General features: G+C 66.1%; 16 protein-coding genes. 7 read left to right on the top strand and 9 right to left on the bottom strand.

The features are described 5' to 3' along the window. The first annotated feature begins 51 nt into the window (after window positions 1-51). The 3 genes from hpnC to hpnE all read left to right on the top strand — a co-directional run bounded on the left by hpnC (window position 52) and on the right by hpnE (window position 3,233). The gene (hpnC, locus tag G3574_RS17310; RefSeq protein ID WP_163965834.1) at window positions 52-873 is read left to right on the top strand and encodes a squalene synthase HpnC; all 822 of its coding nucleotides are present in this window, start codon (window positions 52-54) and stop codon (window positions 871-873) included. Between the two features lie 140 nt (window positions 874-1,013). Then, entirely contained in the window at window positions 1,014-1,847 is an 834-nt protein-coding gene (hpnD, locus tag G3574_RS17305) for a presqualene diphosphate synthase HpnD (RefSeq protein WP_163965831.1), read from the top strand. Between the two features lie 45 nt (window positions 1,848-1,892). Continuing rightward, the gene (gene hpnE, locus G3574_RS17300; RefSeq protein ID WP_163965828.1) at window positions 1,893-3,233 is read left to right on the top strand and encodes a hydroxysqualene dehydroxylase HpnE; all 1,341 of its coding nucleotides are present in this window, start codon (window positions 1,893-1,895) and stop codon (window positions 3,231-3,233) included. Window positions 3,234-3,249: 16 nt separating this feature from the next. Here hpnE and G3574_RS17295 read toward each other — a convergent pair whose 3' ends face one another. The 3 genes from G3574_RS17295 to alr all read right to left on the bottom strand — a co-directional run bounded on the left by G3574_RS17295 (window position 3,250) and on the right by alr (window position 7,739). Beyond that, entirely contained in the window at window positions 3,250-5,100 is a 1,851-nt protein-coding gene (locus G3574_RS17295; RefSeq protein WP_163965825.1) for an ankyrin repeat domain-containing protein, read from the bottom strand. A gap of 139 nt (window positions 5,101-5,239) precedes the next feature. Further along, window positions 5,240-6,616 carry a DNA repair protein RadA gene (gene radA / locus G3574_RS17290; protein WP_163965821.1) on the bottom strand — a complete coding sequence of 459 codons (1,377 nt, stop codon included), beginning with the start codon at window positions 6,614-6,616 and terminating at the stop codon, window positions 5,240-5,242. A gap of 46 nt (window positions 6,617-6,662) precedes the next feature. Beyond that, entirely contained in the window at window positions 6,663-7,739 is a 1,077-nt protein-coding gene (gene alr / locus G3574_RS17285) for an alanine racemase (protein WP_163965818.1), read from the bottom strand. Window positions 7,740-7,936: 197 nt separating this feature from the next. Here alr and lplT point away from each other — a divergent pair, with 197 nt between their 5' ends. After that, complete coding sequence (lplT, locus tag G3574_RS17280) at window positions 7,937-9,196, top strand: lysophospholipid transporter LplT (protein ID WP_163965939.1); 1,260 nt, start codon at window positions 7,937-7,939, stop codon at window positions 9,194-9,196. A 51-nt stretch (window positions 9,197-9,247) separates the two neighbouring features. Here lplT and G3574_RS17275 read toward each other — a convergent pair whose 3' ends face one another. The 4 genes from G3574_RS17275 to tsaB are packed head-to-tail and all read right to left on the bottom strand — an operon-like array spanning window position 9,248 to window position 12,200. Continuing rightward, window positions 9,248-10,219, bottom strand: coding sequence for a DUF1853 family protein (locus G3574_RS17275; RefSeq protein ID WP_163965815.1), 972 nt, complete (start codon window positions 10,217-10,219; stop codon window positions 9,248-9,250). Beyond that, window positions 10,206-10,982, bottom strand: a complete 777-nt coding sequence (locus G3574_RS17270; RefSeq protein WP_163965936.1) for a uracil-DNA glycosylase — start codon at window positions 10,980-10,982, stop codon at window positions 10,206-10,208. Before G3574_RS17270 ends, G3574_RS17275 begins: the two co-directional genes overlap by 14 nt. A gap of 25 nt (window positions 10,983-11,007) precedes the next feature. Continuing rightward, window positions 11,008-11,514: a ribosomal protein S18-alanine N-acetyltransferase gene (rimI, locus tag G3574_RS17265; protein WP_163965813.1), complete on the bottom strand. Its 507-nt coding sequence runs from the start codon at window positions 11,512-11,514 to the stop codon at window positions 11,008-11,010. Further along, window positions 11,511-12,200 carry a tRNA (adenosine(37)-N6)-threonylcarbamoyltransferase complex dimerization subunit type 1 TsaB gene (gene tsaB, locus G3574_RS17260; RefSeq protein WP_163965810.1) on the bottom strand — a complete coding sequence of 230 codons (690 nt, stop codon included), beginning with the start codon at window positions 12,198-12,200 and terminating at the stop codon, window positions 11,511-11,513. The genes rimI and tsaB overlap by 4 nt, the downstream gene beginning before the upstream one ends. Window positions 12,201-12,391: 191 nt before the next feature. Here tsaB and G3574_RS17255 point away from each other — a divergent pair, with 191 nt between their 5' ends. Together G3574_RS17255 and G3574_RS17250 are read left to right on the top strand one after the other, a co-directional pair. Beyond that, window positions 12,392-12,631 (top strand): YjfB family protein, encoded by a 240-nt coding sequence (locus G3574_RS17255; RefSeq protein WP_163965807.1) that lies wholly within the window; start codon window positions 12,392-12,394, stop codon window positions 12,629-12,631. A 108-nt stretch (window positions 12,632-12,739) separates the two neighbouring features. Next, window positions 12,740-13,132 carry a thioredoxin family protein gene (locus tag G3574_RS17250; RefSeq protein WP_163965804.1) on the top strand — a complete coding sequence of 131 codons (393 nt, stop codon included), beginning with the start codon at window positions 12,740-12,742 and terminating at the stop codon, window positions 13,130-13,132. A gap of 30 nt (window positions 13,133-13,162) precedes the next feature. On the opposite strand, the gene G3574_RS17245 is transcribed toward G3574_RS17250, so the two are convergent. After that, window positions 13,163-15,424 (bottom strand): xanthine dehydrogenase family protein molybdopterin-binding subunit, encoded by a 2,262-nt coding sequence (locus tag G3574_RS17245; RefSeq protein WP_163965802.1) that lies wholly within the window; start codon window positions 15,422-15,424, stop codon window positions 13,163-13,165. A 225-nt stretch (window positions 15,425-15,649) separates the two neighbouring features. Continuing rightward, a complete protein-coding gene (locus tag G3574_RS17240; protein WP_163965799.1) occupies window positions 15,650-15,979 on the bottom strand; it encodes a hypothetical protein in 330 nt (109 codons plus the stop codon). Window positions 15,980-16,013: 34 nt separating this feature from the next. Between G3574_RS17240 and G3574_RS17235 the strand changes: the two genes are divergently transcribed. Then, window positions 16,014-16,943 (top strand): ankyrin repeat domain-containing protein, encoded by a 930-nt coding sequence (locus tag G3574_RS17235; RefSeq protein ID WP_163965797.1) that lies wholly within the window; start codon window positions 16,014-16,016, stop codon window positions 16,941-16,943. Window positions 16,944-16,979 lie beyond the last annotated feature (36 nt).

Below are 16,979 nucleotides of genomic sequence, written 5' to 3'. Positions count from 1 at the left end.
ATTATAAGCAGGTCTTTGCGGCTTGCATATGACTTTTTAGTCAGTTATTTCATGTCAGTAGAGCATTACGAAAATTTCCCGGTCGCATCGATCCTCCTTCCCGCCCGGCTGAGACCGGCGGTGCATGCCATCTATGCATTCGCCCGCAGCGCGGACGACATCGCCGACGAAGGCGACGCCCTTCCATCGGAGAGACTGGCCGCCCTGCAGAGCTACGAGGCGGAACTCGAATGCATCACCGCCGGCGCCGCGCCTGCCCTGCCCGTTTTCCGCCGCCTTGCCCAGGTCATCCGCGGCCACGCCCTGCCCTTGCAGCCTTTTCACGACCTGCTTTCGGCGTTCCGGCAGGACGTGGTCACCACCCGCTACGCCACGTTCGACGAACTACTTGACTACTGCCGGCGCTCCGCCGACCCGGTCGGCCGCCTCATGCTCCACCTTTACGAGGCGGTGGACGCGCGCGCGCTGGAAGAGGCCGATGCGATCTGCACCGCCTTGCAGCTCATCAATTTCTGGCAGGACGTGGCCATCGACTGGAGGAAGGAGCGCGTCTACCTGCCGCAGGAAGACCTGGCGCGCTTCGGCGTGGCCGAGGACCAGATCGCAAAGGGGATCGTCGACGACGCCTGGCGGTCCTTGATGTCCTTCGAGCTTGCGCGGGCGAGGACGCTGATGCAGTCCGGCGCCGGACTGCCCTTGAGGCTGCCCGGCCGGATCGGCTGGGAATTGCGGCTGATCGTCCAAGGCGGACTGCGCATCATCGAGCGCATCGAGCAGGCCGACCACGACGTTTTCCGGCGACGGCCGGTGCTCGGAACGCGCGACTGGCTGGTCCTGCTCTGGCGGGCCTCGCGCATGGGCGCGGGGCGCTGAATCGGCCGAGGCATCAAGCGAGGCATCAACCGAGTGAGCAACCGCGGCAGCAGATGATGCCGAAGCGATAATTCCGTTTGTCGCGCCGGCGGCAAGTCGGCTAGCATAGCGGCTTCCTTTCCGCCAACCGACCTTGATTCATGTCGCCAGACGAATACTGCCAACAAAAAGCCGTTCAAAGCGGCTCCAGCTTCTATTACAGCTTCCTGTTCCTGCCGCAGGAACGCCGCCGCGCCATCACCGCGCTGTATGCGTTCTGCCGCGAAGTCGACGACACGGTCGACGAATGCACCGACGTCGCGATCGCGCGCAACAAGCTGCAATGGTGGCGCAAGGAAGTACACACCATGCTGGATGGCAAGCCCAGCCACCCGGTGATGCAGGCGCTGCAGCCGCACGTGGCGACGTTCGCGCTCGACGGCGCGCACCTGCTGGCGATCATCGACGGCATGGAAATGGACCTCGACCAGACGCGTTACCTCGACTATGCCGGCCTGCGGAAGTATTGCTGGCACGTGGCCGGCGTGGTCGGCATCCTGTCGGCCAGCATCTTCGGCGCGAGCAGGCCGGAAACGCTGCAGTACGCGGAAAAGCTCGGGCTCGCCTTCCAGCTCACCAACATCATCCGCGACGTCGGCGAAGACGCGCGCAAGGGCAGGATCTACCTGCCGGTGAACGAACTCCAGCAATTCGACGTGAAGGCGGCGGACATTCTCAATGCCCGACATGGCGACAACGTCGTCAAGCTGATGCGCTTCCAGGCGGAGCGCGCGCGCCAGGCCTACGCCGAGGCCTTCGCCCTGCTGCCGCGGGAAGACCGCCGCGCCCAGCGTCCCGGCCTGATGATGGCGGCCATCTACCAGGCGCTGCTGCAGGAGATCGAGGCGGATGGCTTCCACGTGCTCGACCGCAAGGTCTCGCTGACGCCGATCCGCAAGCTGTGGCTGGCCTGGAAAACCTATGTCTTTGGCTGACCAGGCCTGTCGCCGGACGGAGAAGCCGGACGGGCGCGTGAACCCATGACGTCGTCATCTTCCAGGCGCGAAGTCGCCGTGGTCGGCGGCGGCTGGGCGGGATGCGCCGCCGCCGTGACGCTCGCCGCCGCCGGCCGCGACGTCACGCTGTTCGAAGCGGCCCGCACGCTGGGCGGACGCGCGCGCGGCGTCGAAGTCGATGGCCGCACGCTCGACAATGGCCAGCACATCCTGCTCGGGGCCTACACCGAGACGCTTGCGCTGATGCGCCAGGTCGGCGTCGACCCGGACCACGCCCTGCTGCGCCTGCCGCTGCAGATGCGGTATCCGCAGGACAGCGGCGGCATGGATTTCCTCACGCCGCGCCTGCCCGCGCCTTTCCACATGCTGGCCGGCCTCTTGCGCGCGTCCGGCCTGGCGCGCGAAGACAAGCTGTCGCTCGCGCGCTTCTCCACCACCGCCCGCTGGATGGGCTGGACGCTCAACAATGACTGCACGGTGTCGGAACTGCTCGACCGCTTCGACCAGACCGACCGCCTGATCCGCCTGATGTGGCGTCCCCTCTGTCTCGCCGCGCTCAATACGCCGCCGGAGCGGGCATCGGCCAAGGTCTTCCTGCATGTGCTGCGCGACAGCATCGGCGCGCGCCGGCAGGCATCCGACATGCTCTTGCCCCGGCTCGACTTGAGCGCGCTGTTTCCGCACCAGGCCTGGGCCTGCATCGAACGCCTCGGCGGCAGCGTGCAGTGCGGGACGGCGGTGAAATCGCTGCGCCGGGAAGGCAGGCAATGGCGGCTTGCCTTCCAGGACGGCAATGCCGTGCCCCGCCAATTCGACGAGGTCGTGCTTGCCTTGCCCGCGCCGCAGGCCGACGGGCTGCTTGCCGGCGTGGACGGTGCGCCGCGCCTGCCCGCCTTCGAGTACGAGCCGATCACCACCTGCTACCTGCACGTCCAGGGTGCCGCCCTGCCCCTGCCCTTTCTCGCGCTGGTCGACGATCCGGCCATCGGGCACTTCGGCCAGTTCGTGTTCGACCGCGGCCAGCTCGACGACCAGCACGATGGCGTGCTGGCGGTCGTGGTCAGCGCCTCCAGCGAGGCGATCGCGCTCGGACGCGACGCGCTCGCGCAGGCGATCGCCGGCCAGCTCGCAGCGGTGTTCCGCCAGCCGGCGCTGGCCAAGCCAGGCTGGTTTCAGGTGATATCGGAAAAACGCGCCACCTTCTCGTGCACGCCAGGCCTGGAGCGGCCCGCATGCGACACCGGCCTGCCCGGCCTGGTGCTTGCAGGCGACTACACCGCGAGCGACTATCCGGCGACGCTGGAAACCGCCGTGCGCAGCGGGCGCGAGGCGGCCGGCCTGATCCTGCGCGCGAAACCGCAATAGCCCACGGCCAGCCGCTTTAGTTTCGCCGCGCCGGCAGGCGGAACAGCAGATCGATGAAGCGCGGATCGGGCGGAGATATCCGCGAGCCGGCGAGCAATTCATACTCCTTGCGCGCCGTCCTTCCCCTGGCGTTGCGGGCATGCGGGTCGATGCCGCAGGCGAGCAGCTTGCGTAGCACGTCAACCGCACCCACCCTGGCCGCGATATGCAAGGCCGTTTCTCCATCTGCATCGCGCGCCGCGAGGTTCGCACCCGCCTCGATCAAGGCCTGCGCCACGCGCGGCGCGCGGTTCCATGCGGCGACATGCAAGAGCGGCTCCCCGCCCTCGGCCAACGTGTCGGGATTGGCGCCGGCCCGCAACAAGGCGCGCACCAACTCGGCCTTGTCATTTGCGGCAGCCTTCCTGACCGCCTCGACCAGCTCGGCATCCGCACCCGGCCTGGGCTCGCTTCGGGTGCGAGGGAGGATGCGGATGCCTTTGCTGTCGTCATCCAGCCAGGCTAGCAGCAAGCTGGCCAGGACAAGGTCAGCTTCACTGGCCCGGGCTTGCCGCAACACATGCTCCAGCACGGTCATGCCCTCCATGGTCGTCTGGTGGAGGTCGGTGCCCGCCTCGCGCAGGAGATCAAGCGTGCCGCGGTCGGGATGGCCGGCCAGCACGGCATTGAACAGGGCATGGCAACCGAATTCGTCCACCCGGTTGGGGTTGGCGCCATGGGCCAGCAGCAAGCGCGCGATTGCCAGGTCGCCGGATGCCACGGCGCTGGCCAATGGCGAAGCGATGGACATGCCGCCTGCGCCATTCGCGTCGGCGCCGCCGTCGAGCAGCAACGCCACCGCCCCGGCATCGTGCCGCGCAATAGCGTCTTCCAGCGCCGCGTCCATGTCCGGCGCGAGGTCCAGGGTAAACACGCCCTGCTCTTCGGATCCGGACATGCGCCCCGCGCCCGGCGTGCCGAACGGCGCCTCGCCGTCATCCTTCCGCTCAGTCTGTTCATCCAGTTCATTACGCGGATTCGCCGCCGAATCCGGGAGCGCGCCGTGCAATTCGTCCAGGCTGAGCAAGCCGGGCGGCAAGGGTGAAAACGGGGAAAAGGAGGAATGGGATGAACACCTGGGCATGGGCGGCAAGGTCCGGAAGATGCAGTCCAGCATGACCTGCGAGACCCAGGGTCCGACGGCATTGGCAAGCCGGCGCGGCGTCATGCCTTCGCCATTCGGCTGGAGCGCCGGCAAGCCGGCATTCAGGAGGAGGCGCGCGCAGCTGAAGTTGCCCAGTTCGGCGGCCCGGTGCAAGGCGGTATTGCCCTGGGCATCCACGGCGTCGATCTTGATGCCCTTGTCCAGCAGCGACCTGAGCAGAAGCGGATCGTTGCGCACGCTGGCGACATGCAGCGGCAACTCGCCTTCCAGCCGTGAACGCACCGGTTTGCCGCCCGTCGCATGCCAGTGCCGGCCGGGCGCAACGATGGCATCGATGGCACCGAGGAGATGCTGCAGCATCTCGTAGCGTGCGTCTGCATCGAACTCGGGATCCTGGCTGCGGACGCAGAGATCGAGCGCGGTCATGTTGCAGAGCTGCGGGCCAAGCACGTCCGCGCCGTGCGCCAGGAGGAGATTCGCGATTTCCGGATGCCCGTCGAGCACGGCGCGCAGCAGCGGCGCATTGTATCCATGCCCCGCGATGACCGACGCGCCTGCCGCGAGCAGGCAGCGTGCCGCATCGACATCGCCGGCTGCGCTCACCCGCGCAAGGAGCGGAGCGCCGTGCCTGTCGAGTTCGTCCTTGTCGCTGGCGCCAAGGCGCCTGAGGGTTTGCTCGAGGATGGCGCCTGGAAACTGGTCGTGCCCAGATGGATCGGGCATTCCATCGTAATCGGGATGTCGCGGTGATGGATATCGATTTCCGGGGAAAGTGATCATGTCGCGCTTGCCTTTATCGAAGGAAGGAACCGGTTTGTGATCGGCACCTTCCTCGGGTTGCGGCCGCGCTGTTGAGCTTTCTCTATTCCGCGTCGATATCCCGCGCCTTGTTCAAGGCTTCGTCGATGCGCTCCACGCCAACCACCTTCAAGCCTTCGATCTTTTGCTTGGGTGCATTCGCCTTCGGGATCAATGCCACCGAGAAACCAAGTTTGGCCGCCTCGCGCAGGCGTTCCTGCCCGCGCGGGGCGGGACGGATCTCCCCCGCCAGGCCGACTTCGCCGAACACCACCAGTCCGCGCGGCAAGGGCTTGTTGCGCATGGAGGAATGGATCGCCAGCAGCACGGCGAGGTCGGCGGCGGGCTCGGTGATCTTGACGCCGCCCACCGCGTTGATGAAGACGTCCTGGTCGAAGGCGGCGATCGACGCATGCCGGTGCAGCACCGCCAGCAGCATGGCGAGGCGGTTCTGCTCAAGACCGACCGAGAGGCGGCGCGCATTCGGCACGTGCGAGGTATCCACCAGCGCCTGGATTTCTACCAGCAGCGGGCGGGTGCCCTCCTGGGTCACCATGACGCAGGAGCCGGGCACCTGGTTGTCATGCTGGGAGAGGAACAGGGCCGAGGGATTGGACACCCCCTTCAGGCCCTTTTCGCTCATGGCGAACACGCCGAGTTCGTTGACCGCGCCGAAGCGGTTCTTGAAGGCCCGCACGAGGCGGAAGCTCGAATGGGTATCGCCTTCGAAGTACAGCACCGTGTCGACGATATGTTCCAGCACGCGCGGTCCGGCGAGCGCGCCTTCCTTGGTGACGTGGCCGACCATGATGATGGTGATGCCGGATTGCTTCGCCACGCGGGTCAGCTGCGCCGCGCATTCGCGCACCTGGGCGACCGATCCGGGGGCCGAGGTCAAGGCATCCGAATACACCGTCTGGATGGAGTCGATGACCGCCACCTGCGGCTTGTGCTCGGCGAGCGTGTTGAGGATTTTTTCGAGCTGGATCTCGGCCTGCAGCTGCAATTCCTTGGCGTCGACGGCGAGGCGCTTGGCGCGCAGGGCGATCTGCGAACCCGATTCCTCGCCGCTGACATAGAGGCACTTTTTGATGCGCGACAGGTTGGCGAGGGCCTGCAGCAGCAGGGTCGACTTGCCGATGCCGGGATCCCCGCCGATCAGCACCACGCCGCCGGCCACCAGGCCGCCGCCGAGCACCCGGTCGAATTCCTCGATGCCGGTGCCGAAGCGCGGCACGTCGATGGCCTCGATGTCGGCGAGGCTGAGCACCGGGGAGGTCTGCGCCAGGCCCTGGTATTGGCCGGAAAACCGGTTGCCGCCGGTGTCGACCACGGTTTCGACCAGCGTGTTCCACTGGCCGCAGGACGGGCATTGCCCCGCCCACTTGCTGGTCACGCCGCCGCACTCGGTGCAGGTATAGTTGGTTTTCTGTTTTGCCATCTTGAGCTTGTCGTTGCGGTCACGCGGCCGGCCGGATTTCATTCAATCAGTCAGCCACCACGCGCACGCGGGGCGCGAGCGCGCACATGAGTTCATAGCCGATCGTGCCGGCCGCTTCAGCCACTTCATCTATGGGCATTCCTTCGCCCCACAAGGTCACGGCGCTGCCGATCCGCGCCTCCGGCACCGGGCTCAGGTCGACGGTAATCATGTCCATCGACACCCTGCCCGCCAGCACGGTGCGCCGGCCATCGACCAGCACCGGCGTGCCGGCCGGCGCGTGGCGCGGGTAGCCGTCGGCGTACCCGCATGCAACCACGCCTACGCGCATGGTCCGGTCGGCGACGAAGCGGCTGCCATAACCGACGGCGTCGCCTGCGTGGATGGTCTGGATGCCGATGATCTCGCTGCGCAGGGTCATGGCCGGGCGAAGACCGAAGTCGGCCGCCGGCTTGCCGCCCGGCGTGCCGCCATACAACATGATGCCCGGCCGGATCCAGTCGTGGGCCAGTCCGGGATGGAGCAGCACCGCCGCCGAATTGGACAGGCTGCGCGGAGCGTCGAGGCCTTCGCTTGCCTGGTTGAAGCGCTCGACCTGCAGCGCGACCGGGCAGGCGGCGTTGCGCGGATCGTCGGCGTTGGCGAAATGCGTCATCAGGGTGATGCTGCGCACTGCCGGCAAGCCACGCAACTGGGAGTATGCTGCGCGGAAAGCGTCGGGCAGGAAGCCGAGGCGGTTCATGCCGCTGTTCATCTTGAGATGCACGTCAAGCCGGCCTTCGAGCCCGGACGCCGCGATCATGTCGATCTGCTCCTGGCAGTGCACTGCGGTGGCGATGTCATGCGCGGCGAGCATGGGCAGGTCGGAGGCGCTGAAAAAGCCTTCGAGCAGCAGGATGGGCTTGGTCCAGCCCAGCGCGCGCAATTGCTGGGCGGCTTCGGTTTCGATCAGCGCCAGGCCGTCCGCATCGGAGAATGCGCGCATGGCGCGCTCCAGTCCATGGCCATAGGCGTTGGCCTTGACCACCGCCCAGACGCGGGCATTCGGCGCGCGCGACCGGGCCAGGGCGAGATTGTGCTGCAGCGCAGCGGATGAAATCGTGGCAACGAGCGGACGTGGCATGGCATGCAGGAAATGATGACGGTTTAATCCGGAAACGCGAGAAAGCGACACGAGAAAGCGGCGTCAATCCGCTTCCCGAAGAGAATTTTTCATTTTACCGGACGCGTTGACTTACCGGACATCAATTACAATGTGGGGTCGATATTTCATGGTATAAAGCCTCCGGAGACACGGAGAGCTATATTTACAACATGCGGATGAATCGCGGTTTCTACACCATTATGGCGGCGCAGTTTTTCTCGTCGCTCGCCGATAATGCGCTGCTCATCGCCGCCATCGCTCTCCTGACGGAAATGAAGTCCCCGGCATGGATGACGCCGCTGCTCAAGCTTTTCTTCGTGCTGTCCTACGTCCTGCTCGCCGCCTTCGTCGGCGCGTTCGCCGATTCCCTGCCCAAGGGCCGCGTGATGTTCGTGACCAACCTGATCAAGATCTGCGGTTGCGGGCTGATGTTCTTCCACGTCCATCCCCTCGTCGCCTACGCGGTGGTCGGCTTCGGCGCGGCGGCCTATTCCCCGGCCAAGTACGGCATCCTCACCGAACTGCTGCCGCCAGAGAAACTGGTCGCGGCCAATGGCTGGATCGAGGGGCTGACGGTCATTTCCATCATCCTCGGCACCGTCATGGGCGGAGCGCTGGTCAATCCGCAGGTGGCATCGATGCTGCTGAAGATCGACTTCCCGATGATCGACATCGTCAACGATTCGAGCGAGGCGGCCCTGACCGTCATCATGACGATGTACATCATCGCCATGCTGTTCAACATCCGCATTCCCGACACCGGCGCGCGCTACCCGCACCAGGAGCGCAATCCGCTGCGGCTGATCGTCGAGTTTTCCGGTTGCTTCACCACGCTCTGGCGCGACAAGCTGGGCCAGATTTCCCTCGCGGTCACCACGCTGTTCTGGGGCGCCGGCGCCACGCTGCAATTCATCGTGCTGAAGTGGGCGGAAAAGTCGCTGCACCTGCCGCTCGACAAGGCTGCCATCCTGCAGGGCATCTTCGCGATCGGCGTCGCCGTCGGCGCGGCGGCGGCGGCGCGTTTCGTGCCGCTGAAGAAATCGTTGAGCGTCATGCCGCTCGGCGTGGCAATGGGCCTGATCGTGATGATGATGACGCTGGTGCACTCGGTGGCGCTCGCCTACACCTTGCTCATCCTCGTCGGCGCGCTGTCCGGCTATTTCGTGGTGCCGATGAATGCCTTGTTGCAGCATCGCGGCCACGTGCTGATGAGCGCGGGCCATTCCATCGCTGTGCAGAACTTCAATGAAAACCTGTCGGTGCTGACCATGCTGATGCTGTACGCGCTGATGGTGAAACTGAATCTCGACATCAACGTGGTCATCGTGCTGTTCGGCGTCTTCGTCGCCGGCACCATGATGCTGGCCATGCGCCGCCACGCCAACAACCAGCGGGACCACGACTCGCTCAGCCTGATCGGCGAGCACAAGCACTGAAGGTCAGCCAACGGGCAAGCTGCCGCGTCCTTGGGCTCAGCTCAGCTTAGCTCAGCCCATCGCCGCGGCGCGGCGGCTCCAGTCGTCCGGCACGATGAATCCCCGGTCGGTTTCCAATAACCAGCCATCCCGCCCGCCATCGGTTTCCAGCACCGACACCAGCACCGGCATGGTGTTGCCACCGAAATGCGCGCGGATCGTGCCGCGCAGTTCGTCCAGCCCGCATGTCTCGTTCTCGCGGAACTTGCCCGGCGCCAGCCACTGGAGGCGGGGCAGGATCACGTAGCGCAACGATGCGAGGTCGTCCAGGCCGTCCAGCACGTTCCAGAACCCGCGGCAATGACAGTGGCCGATACCTTCCGGAATGATGGTATCGGGTGTTCCTCCCTGGTAAAACAGCCACCCCTTCACCAAGGCCTGCGCGCGGTGCACCGGCTCGGGCAAATGGTTGATCGCATTCGGATGCGAGGACAGCGCCAGCTGCCGCTGCATGATCTTGCGCACCTTGGCGCCGAGGGTATCGGCGAGATTCGGCCCGACGAAGTAATCGGCATGGCGTCCCTTTCCGCAGGTTTCCAGGAGGTAGAGCTTGGTGGCGAATTCCCAGTGCACCGCCTCGGCGCCGTCGCGCACGATGAAGTCGAACTCGCCCACGGTTTCATTCTTTTCCCCACGAACCTGCACCCCGTGGGCAATCAGGCGGCCCTGCCACGCGAGGTAGAACGCCATCAGGCTTTCGGCATAGCGCCCGAGGCGGGTGAAGGGACCGCTGGGCAGCGCCGCGTGCAGGGCCTCCGGCGCGGCATCCAGTTCGGCCAGCCAGGCGGCGGTGGCGGCATCGACCGGACCAAGCGTCGCCACCTTGCCCTGCCAGGCAGCGGCGTTCGCATCGAGCAGATCCGGCGCGTCCAGTAACCAGGCCAGCGTGCGCACGTGGCGGTCCTGCAGGTGGTTCCAGCGCCGGTGGAAGTGGCGCTGGTAGCTCGCCGCGTCTTGCTTGCCGCCTGGCTCAGGCGGTGGCATAGGTCGCCATGGCAAGGCAGAGATCGGCCCAGGCCTTGCGCTTGTCGACGGTATTGCGCAGGAGGTAGGCGGGATGATAGGTCACGATCAGCGGCCGCCCGGCATACTGGTGCACCTTGCCGCGCAGGCTGGCGACGGGCGTGTCCGGATTGAGTCCCAGCAGGTGCACGGCGGCGCTCTTGCCGAGTGCGACGATGACCGCCGGCTGGATGAGCTCGATCTGGCGCGACAGGTAAGGCAGGCACGCGGCGGCCTCGTCCGCGGCGGGCGGGCGGTCGCGGCCGTTGTCATCGGTCGGCCTGCACTTGACGATGTTCGCGATGTAGGCGTTTTCGCCGCGCCGCAGCTGCATCGCCAGCAGCATGTTGTCCAGCAGCTCCCCTGCCGGGCCGACGAAAGGTTCACCGCGCAGGTCTTCCTGCCGCCCCGGGCCCTCGCCCACGAACAGCCATTTCGCGCGCTCGTCTCCCACGCCGAACACAGTGTGGTTGCGGCCCTGGCAGAGGCGGCACTTGGTACAGACGGAGACGCTCGCCTTGAGCCTTTCCCAGTCCATGCCGGCGACGTCCGGGTCGGACGGCCGGGTTGCCGACGGCAGGTCGATCACTTCGGTCAGCAGCGAACCGGTTTCCGCATGGGGGGCGTCGGCGAGCGGTAAAGCGGCGAGGGAATCCGGTGCCGCCGGTGCTTGCCGTGCCTCCTCCGGCAAGGCGGCAGGAGCAGCAGGAAGCTCGCGCCTCGTCCAGGCAGGCCCGAGGCCCATTTCCTCCAGGAAGGCGGTGCGCCGGTCAGGCTTCTGGTTCACGGGCAGCTCCTCTCATCACGATCGCATCTTCTCGGGCATTGTCCGCAGCCGGGTAATACCCCTTCCGGATGCCGACGCGTTCGAAACCATAGCGTTCATAGACCGCCAGGGCGCGGGCATTTGATGGCCGCACCTCGAGGAGGATGGAATCCAGCCGGTGGGCGCGGGCAATGGCAAATGCCTTGTCGAGCTGCAGGCGTCCGAGCCCCTTGCCGTGCAGGTCGCGCCGCACGCTGATGTTCAGCAGGTGCGCCTCGTCCACCGCCAGCATCAGCATGAAGTATCCCGTCAGGGCGCCGCCCGGTTCGCGCAGCGTCCATGCCTGGTAACCGCTGTAAAGGGAATCGAGGAAATTGCCGCGCGTCCAGGGGTGGGGATAGATGCTGTTCTCGATGACCATGACCTCTTCCAGATCGTCGACGGTCATGGGCGCGAAGCGCAGGCTGTCCAGCGCCGGCACCGCGTCTTCCAGGGACTGCACCGAACTCATGCCGTCACCTTCGCCATCCGCTCCGCCGTGGTCATCGCGACCTTGTTGCGCAGGTAGACCGGCTGGGCATCGCGCGCCGCCACCGTGCGCCCGGCCGCGAATTCGGCCTCGGCCAGCGCCGCGATCCAGCGCGCATGGGGCATCACCGCGGCATCCGTCCGCTGCGTGAAGGGATGCTCCGGCATGGCCGCGGCAATCAGCTTGAGCCCGTTGCCGCAGGCGTATGCTTCTCCGGCGGCGGGCACGGTCTCCGGTCGCGCCAGCGCCGGTTCCTGTACCATGGACCAACCATCTTCCCATCGATAGCGCGCCCAGTACACTTCGTCCATGCGCGCGTCGAGCAAGGCAAGGACGTCGGACGCACCGTGCGTGGCACGGCAGGCTTCCGCCATGGCCAGCAGGGTCACCACCGGCACCACCGGCAAGCCGGCGCCGAAGGCAAGCCCCTGGGCGATGCCGCACGCGGTGCGCACGCCGGTGAACGAACCGGGGCCGGCGCCGAAGGCGATCGCATCGCAGTCGCGCAGCGCAAGTCCGGCATCGGCAAGCAGGCGCTGCGCCATCGGCAGCACGCTCTGGGAATGGGTCTGCACGCCGCTTGATTCGAGGCAATGCACTTCGCCGCCGTGCAGCAAGGCAACCGACGCCACCTCGGTGGACGTTTCCAATGCAAGTAAGGTACTCATGCCGGTATTTTACCGTGCCACCCCGCGTCGGTCCCATGGCGGTACCACTCCTATCCGCGAATGAAATAATTTTCGCCGGACGAGGCATAAAGGCTAAATCGGCTATGGCCGCTGCCGTTAAAGCAGGTACGCCGACGGTTCGTCCATTCGTCCGGCAGGCGCGAAAGACGACCACGCTGAAAGGGAACGACATGGAAATCAACAGCATTGCCAGCTTTGCCACTCCCGCCCGCACTCCGGACGCGGACGACACCGTCGGCCTCGCGGTGCAGAAGAAGACGGAAGAGGTACAGGCCGCCACGGCATCCGCCCTGATCGAATCACTGCCGCCCGCGACGCCGGCCGCATCGGCCGTCAAGCCGGGAGACAATGACAAGCCCGCGTACAACCTACCTTCGCATCTCGGCAAGAACATCAACACGACGGCCTGAAACAGGCCCCGCCGCACGGGCGCAAAGGCAATTACTCTCTTCCCGTACTACAATGAGGGCGGCCCGGATTTCTTCCCGGCCGCCTTTTCATTTCCCTTGCTTGCCGACATGTCCAGCCTGACCCTGACGCCCGCTTCCCGCAACCAGCTTGCCGACTGGCTGGCCGGCGACGACTGGGTGGTTGCCTGCCTCTGCGCCGCGTGGTGCGACACCTGCCGCGCCTATCGCGCCGGCTTTGACGCGCTCGCCCGGCAGCATCCGGACAAGCGCTTCGTCTGGATCGACATCGAGGACGAGGCCGACGTGGTGGGCGACATCGACGTGGAGAACTTCCCCACCCTGCTGATTCAGCGCGGCGACGACGTGCATTTCTTCGGCACGGTCTTGCCGGATCCGCGGGTGGCGGACCGCCTCATCGGCGCGCACGCCTCTGCTGACGCCGACCCCGACGACAAACTCGACGAGTTCAGCCTGCGCGCACGTCTCGGCGCCGGCGCCTGAGGCTTTGCCGGAACAGGCCGGCCAGGCCAGCTACGCCAGCTTCAGGGGCAGGCTTCTCAGCCGTTTTCCCGTCAGCTGGAACACCGCATTCGCCACCGCCGGCGCCACCGGCGGCGTGCCCGGCTCGCCCACGCCGCCGGGCGGTTCGGCGCTCTTCATGATCACCGTCTCCACCACCGGCGCCTGGTTCATGCGCACCACGGGATAGTTGTGGAAATTCTGCTGCTCCACCTTCCCGTCCTTGATCGTGATCTCGCCGAACAGCGCGGCACTGAGGCCGAACAGGATGCCGGATTCCATCTGCTGGGCCACGCCGTCCGGATTGACGGCAATGCCGCAATCGATCGCGCACACCACGCGGTGCACCCGGATGTCCGCACCCTCCACCGACACCTCCGCCACCTGGGCCACGATGGCGCCGAAGGAATCGTGCAGGGCGACGCCGTGGGCCCGTCCCTGAGCCGGCGCGCCGGCCTTCTCGACCGCCGCATTCAGCACGGCGAGATGCCGCGGATGACGCTGCAGGAGGTTGCGGCGGAACTCGACTGGATCGCGTCCGCCGGCATGGGCCATCTCGTCGATGAACGATTCCTTGAAAAACGCATTCTGCGAATGCCCGACCGAACGCCATGAGCCGAGCGGCACCTCGGAATCCACGATCACGTGGGCGATGTGCTGGTTCGGAAACTCGTAGCACAGGTCGAACTCTCCCTCGGCGGCGTATTTGTCCGGTCCAAGCTTGGGCAGGCCAAAGGCCCGGTCCATCATGTGATGCGACACCGAGCCGCCGGCCGACTTGTTGTCGTAGGCGAGCACCCCGCCCTGGCCATCGAGGCTGGCGCTGAAGCGGGCGATGGCGGCGGGCCGGTAGAAATCGTGGCCCATGTCTTCCTCGCGGGTCCAGATGACCTGCACCGGCACGCCACCGGCCTGGGCGGCGATCGTCGTCGCCTGGGTCACCATGTCGGTTTCGAGGCGCCGGCCGAACCCGCCCCCGAGGTAGGTCTCATGCACCCGGACCTTGCCCAGCGGTACGCCGGCGGCCTTGGCGGCCGCGGATGCGGACAATCCCGGCACCTGCGTAGGCAGCCAGACGTCCACTTCGCCATCCTTGACCTGCACCGTGCAATTGATGGGTTCCATCGTGGCGTGCGCCAGGAATGGAGCGCGGTATTCAGCGCGGACGGTCTTGGCGGCATTGCGTCCGGCATCCATGTCGCCCGTCTTGTAGTAGGTGAACCCGCTGTCATTGTCGAGCGCCGCCGCGAGTTGCTTGAAGATGCCATCGCTCGACAGTCCGGCATTGGGGCCCTTGTCCCAGGTGACGGGAAGCGCGGCAGCGGCCTGCTTCGCCTGCCAGAAGCTCCGGGCGATCACCGCGACCCCGGCCTGCGACCCGGCGCTGCGGGAAAAGCGGACGACCTTGAGCACGCCCGGCATGCCAGAGACCGCAGCCTCGTCGACCTGCTGGACGCCGGCGCCGAACACCGGCGCCATGCGCACCGCCGCATAGACCATGCCTTCCCGGCGCACGTCGATGCCGTAGCCGGCGCGGCCGTTCACCTTGGACGGCGCATCGCGCCTTGGCTGGGAATGTCCGATCAGCTTGAAATCCTTGGGCTCCTTGAGCTTGATCTTCCCGGGGCGGGTGCCGGCCGCCTTTTCAGCAAGTTCGCCGTAGCCGGCGCGCTTGCCGCTGCCGTGCAAGACGGCGCCGTCCTCGGTACGGCATTCGCCGGCCGGCACGTTCCATTCCTTCGCGGCGGCGGCCACCAGCATGGCGCGTGCCGCCGCGCCGGCTTCGCGCATCGGTTCCCAGCAATCGCGGATGCTGGTCGAATTTCCGGTGATCATGATGCCGAAGCTGCGCGCCGCCTTGGCCGACAGCCATTTCGCGCCCCGCATGAAGACGCCGGTGCTACTGTCCGGATGGAAGGGCAAGGCGCCCGGCAGGATGGTGATGTCGCCGTAGATCTTGTCCATCGGCGCCTGCTCGATGCTCACCATGGAGAGCGGCACGTCGAGTTCCTCGGCCAAGAGCATCGGCAGCGCGGTGTGCACGCCCTGCCCCATTTCGTTGCGCGACATGGCCACGATCACCGTCCCGTCCCGGGCGATCTTCACCCAGCCGTTGAGCGTGATCTCGCCCTCCTTGGGCGGGAAGGTATTTTCGGTGTCGAGTCGCTGGGCAATCGGCATCACGCCCCAGCCGACGATCAGCGCGCCTGTCGCGCCGAGCGCGCCAAGCAGGAACTTGCGTCGGGTGGATGATTTCGGTTTCGGCTTGCCCATGTCACCTCCGTTTGTTGGCTTTCGCGCCATCGTACGATAAATCGGATCGCCGTCCGCTAGAGGATGCCGACTAAATTTTCTGCTCCGGTCGATCGGACCGGCCCTGCCACGTTGTCGCGGTATTTGACACCAAGCAGGGTTTGACGTGTCCTGCAGCCACGACCGCTGCGTCGCGCGACACGCATTTCGAAGAAAGGACGCCAATTGAATCCCGCCATTTTTTCATCAGGCCACCGGTCCACCGAACCAACCATCCTTGAGCAGCCCGAACCCCGATCGCCTCCCGTTGCCTGTCCTGTCGGTCACTTCCATCGCGCCAATCTGTTCCTGCGCATGCCCGAAGACATCCGCCACCACGTCTTCGGCATGCTGGTTCCACCCGACATCCGCACCAGCAAGGATGACCGCTGGCCGGGCAGCTTCCAGGCATTCGCCGCGACCAGCCGCGGCCATCGCGAGCTCGCGGAGAATGCCAAGGTCTGCATCGCGTGGAGCCAGGCGCTGGCGTCGTCGCGGTACCGGCGCGGCAATACCCTGCTGATGTCCGTCGCGCACCGGGGACGAGGTTCTGCTCGACCGGTTGCTCTACATGGCAGCGGGAGAACTCGCACCGCGGCCGGTCAGCGCCCGGCAGATCAACGTTGCGGCCCGGGACCGGAGAAACCGGCAAGCCCTCCATGCCGCCGCCCGCAGCGGCCATGCCAGGGCGACAGCCTGCCTGCTGCGGCACCGCGCCCGCGTGAACTTCACGGACACGGGAGGCCGCACGGCGCTTCACCACGCTATCCACGCCAAGACGCCCGACGTTTGCAAGATCCTGCTCGATGCCCGCGCGATGCCGAACTACCCCGATAACGAGGGCACGACTCCGCTGATCCAGGCAGTGGAAAGCAACCAGCCGTCCATCATGCAATCGCTGATCGATCATGGCGCCGTCATCGGCGCTTGCAACCTGGAAGGGCAAACCGTGCTCGCCATCGCGGCGCGCAACGGGCACATCGAAGCAGCAAGATTGCTCCTGTCCCTCAAGCGCCTGCCGATCAACGCATCCGATCACTCGGGCGTAACCGCACTCGGCGAGGCGGCAGCTTCCAATCACCCCGACATCGTGCTTGAACTGATCCGGCATCGCGCATCCATCGAAGCCAGGGATGATGACGGGGCCACGCCGCTGATGATCGCGGCAGAATGGAATTCCTACGATGCGGCGAGCGTGCTGCTGGCGCAAAGCGCGATGGTGGATGCGCGGGATGATTCAGGCCAGACCGCGCTTCACAAAGCGGCGGGACAGGCTTGCCGCGGCATGGTCGCGTTGCTGCTGAGGCATCGCGCGAATCCGGACATCGCGGACAATCATGGGACGACTCCCGCGGTCCATGCCCTCTTGCAGCACGGCACCACCCTTGAAGACCTGCTTCCGCTGCCGCCTTGGTGGGCCAACATCGATCGGGAACAGGACCAGGAAATGCCCGGGAACGCGATCAACGTGTGGAACGCGGACGGCGTGCTGCCGTTTTGAACGGGAATCCCGTGCTGAGGATAGGAACGCGGCCGG

This window comes from Noviherbaspirillum galbum (assembly GCF_010974945.1).
GTDB lineage: Bacteria > Pseudomonadota > Gammaproteobacteria > Burkholderiales > Burkholderiaceae_D > Noviherbaspirillum > Noviherbaspirillum galbum.
This window is presented reverse-complemented; position numbering and strand designations above follow the sequence as displayed.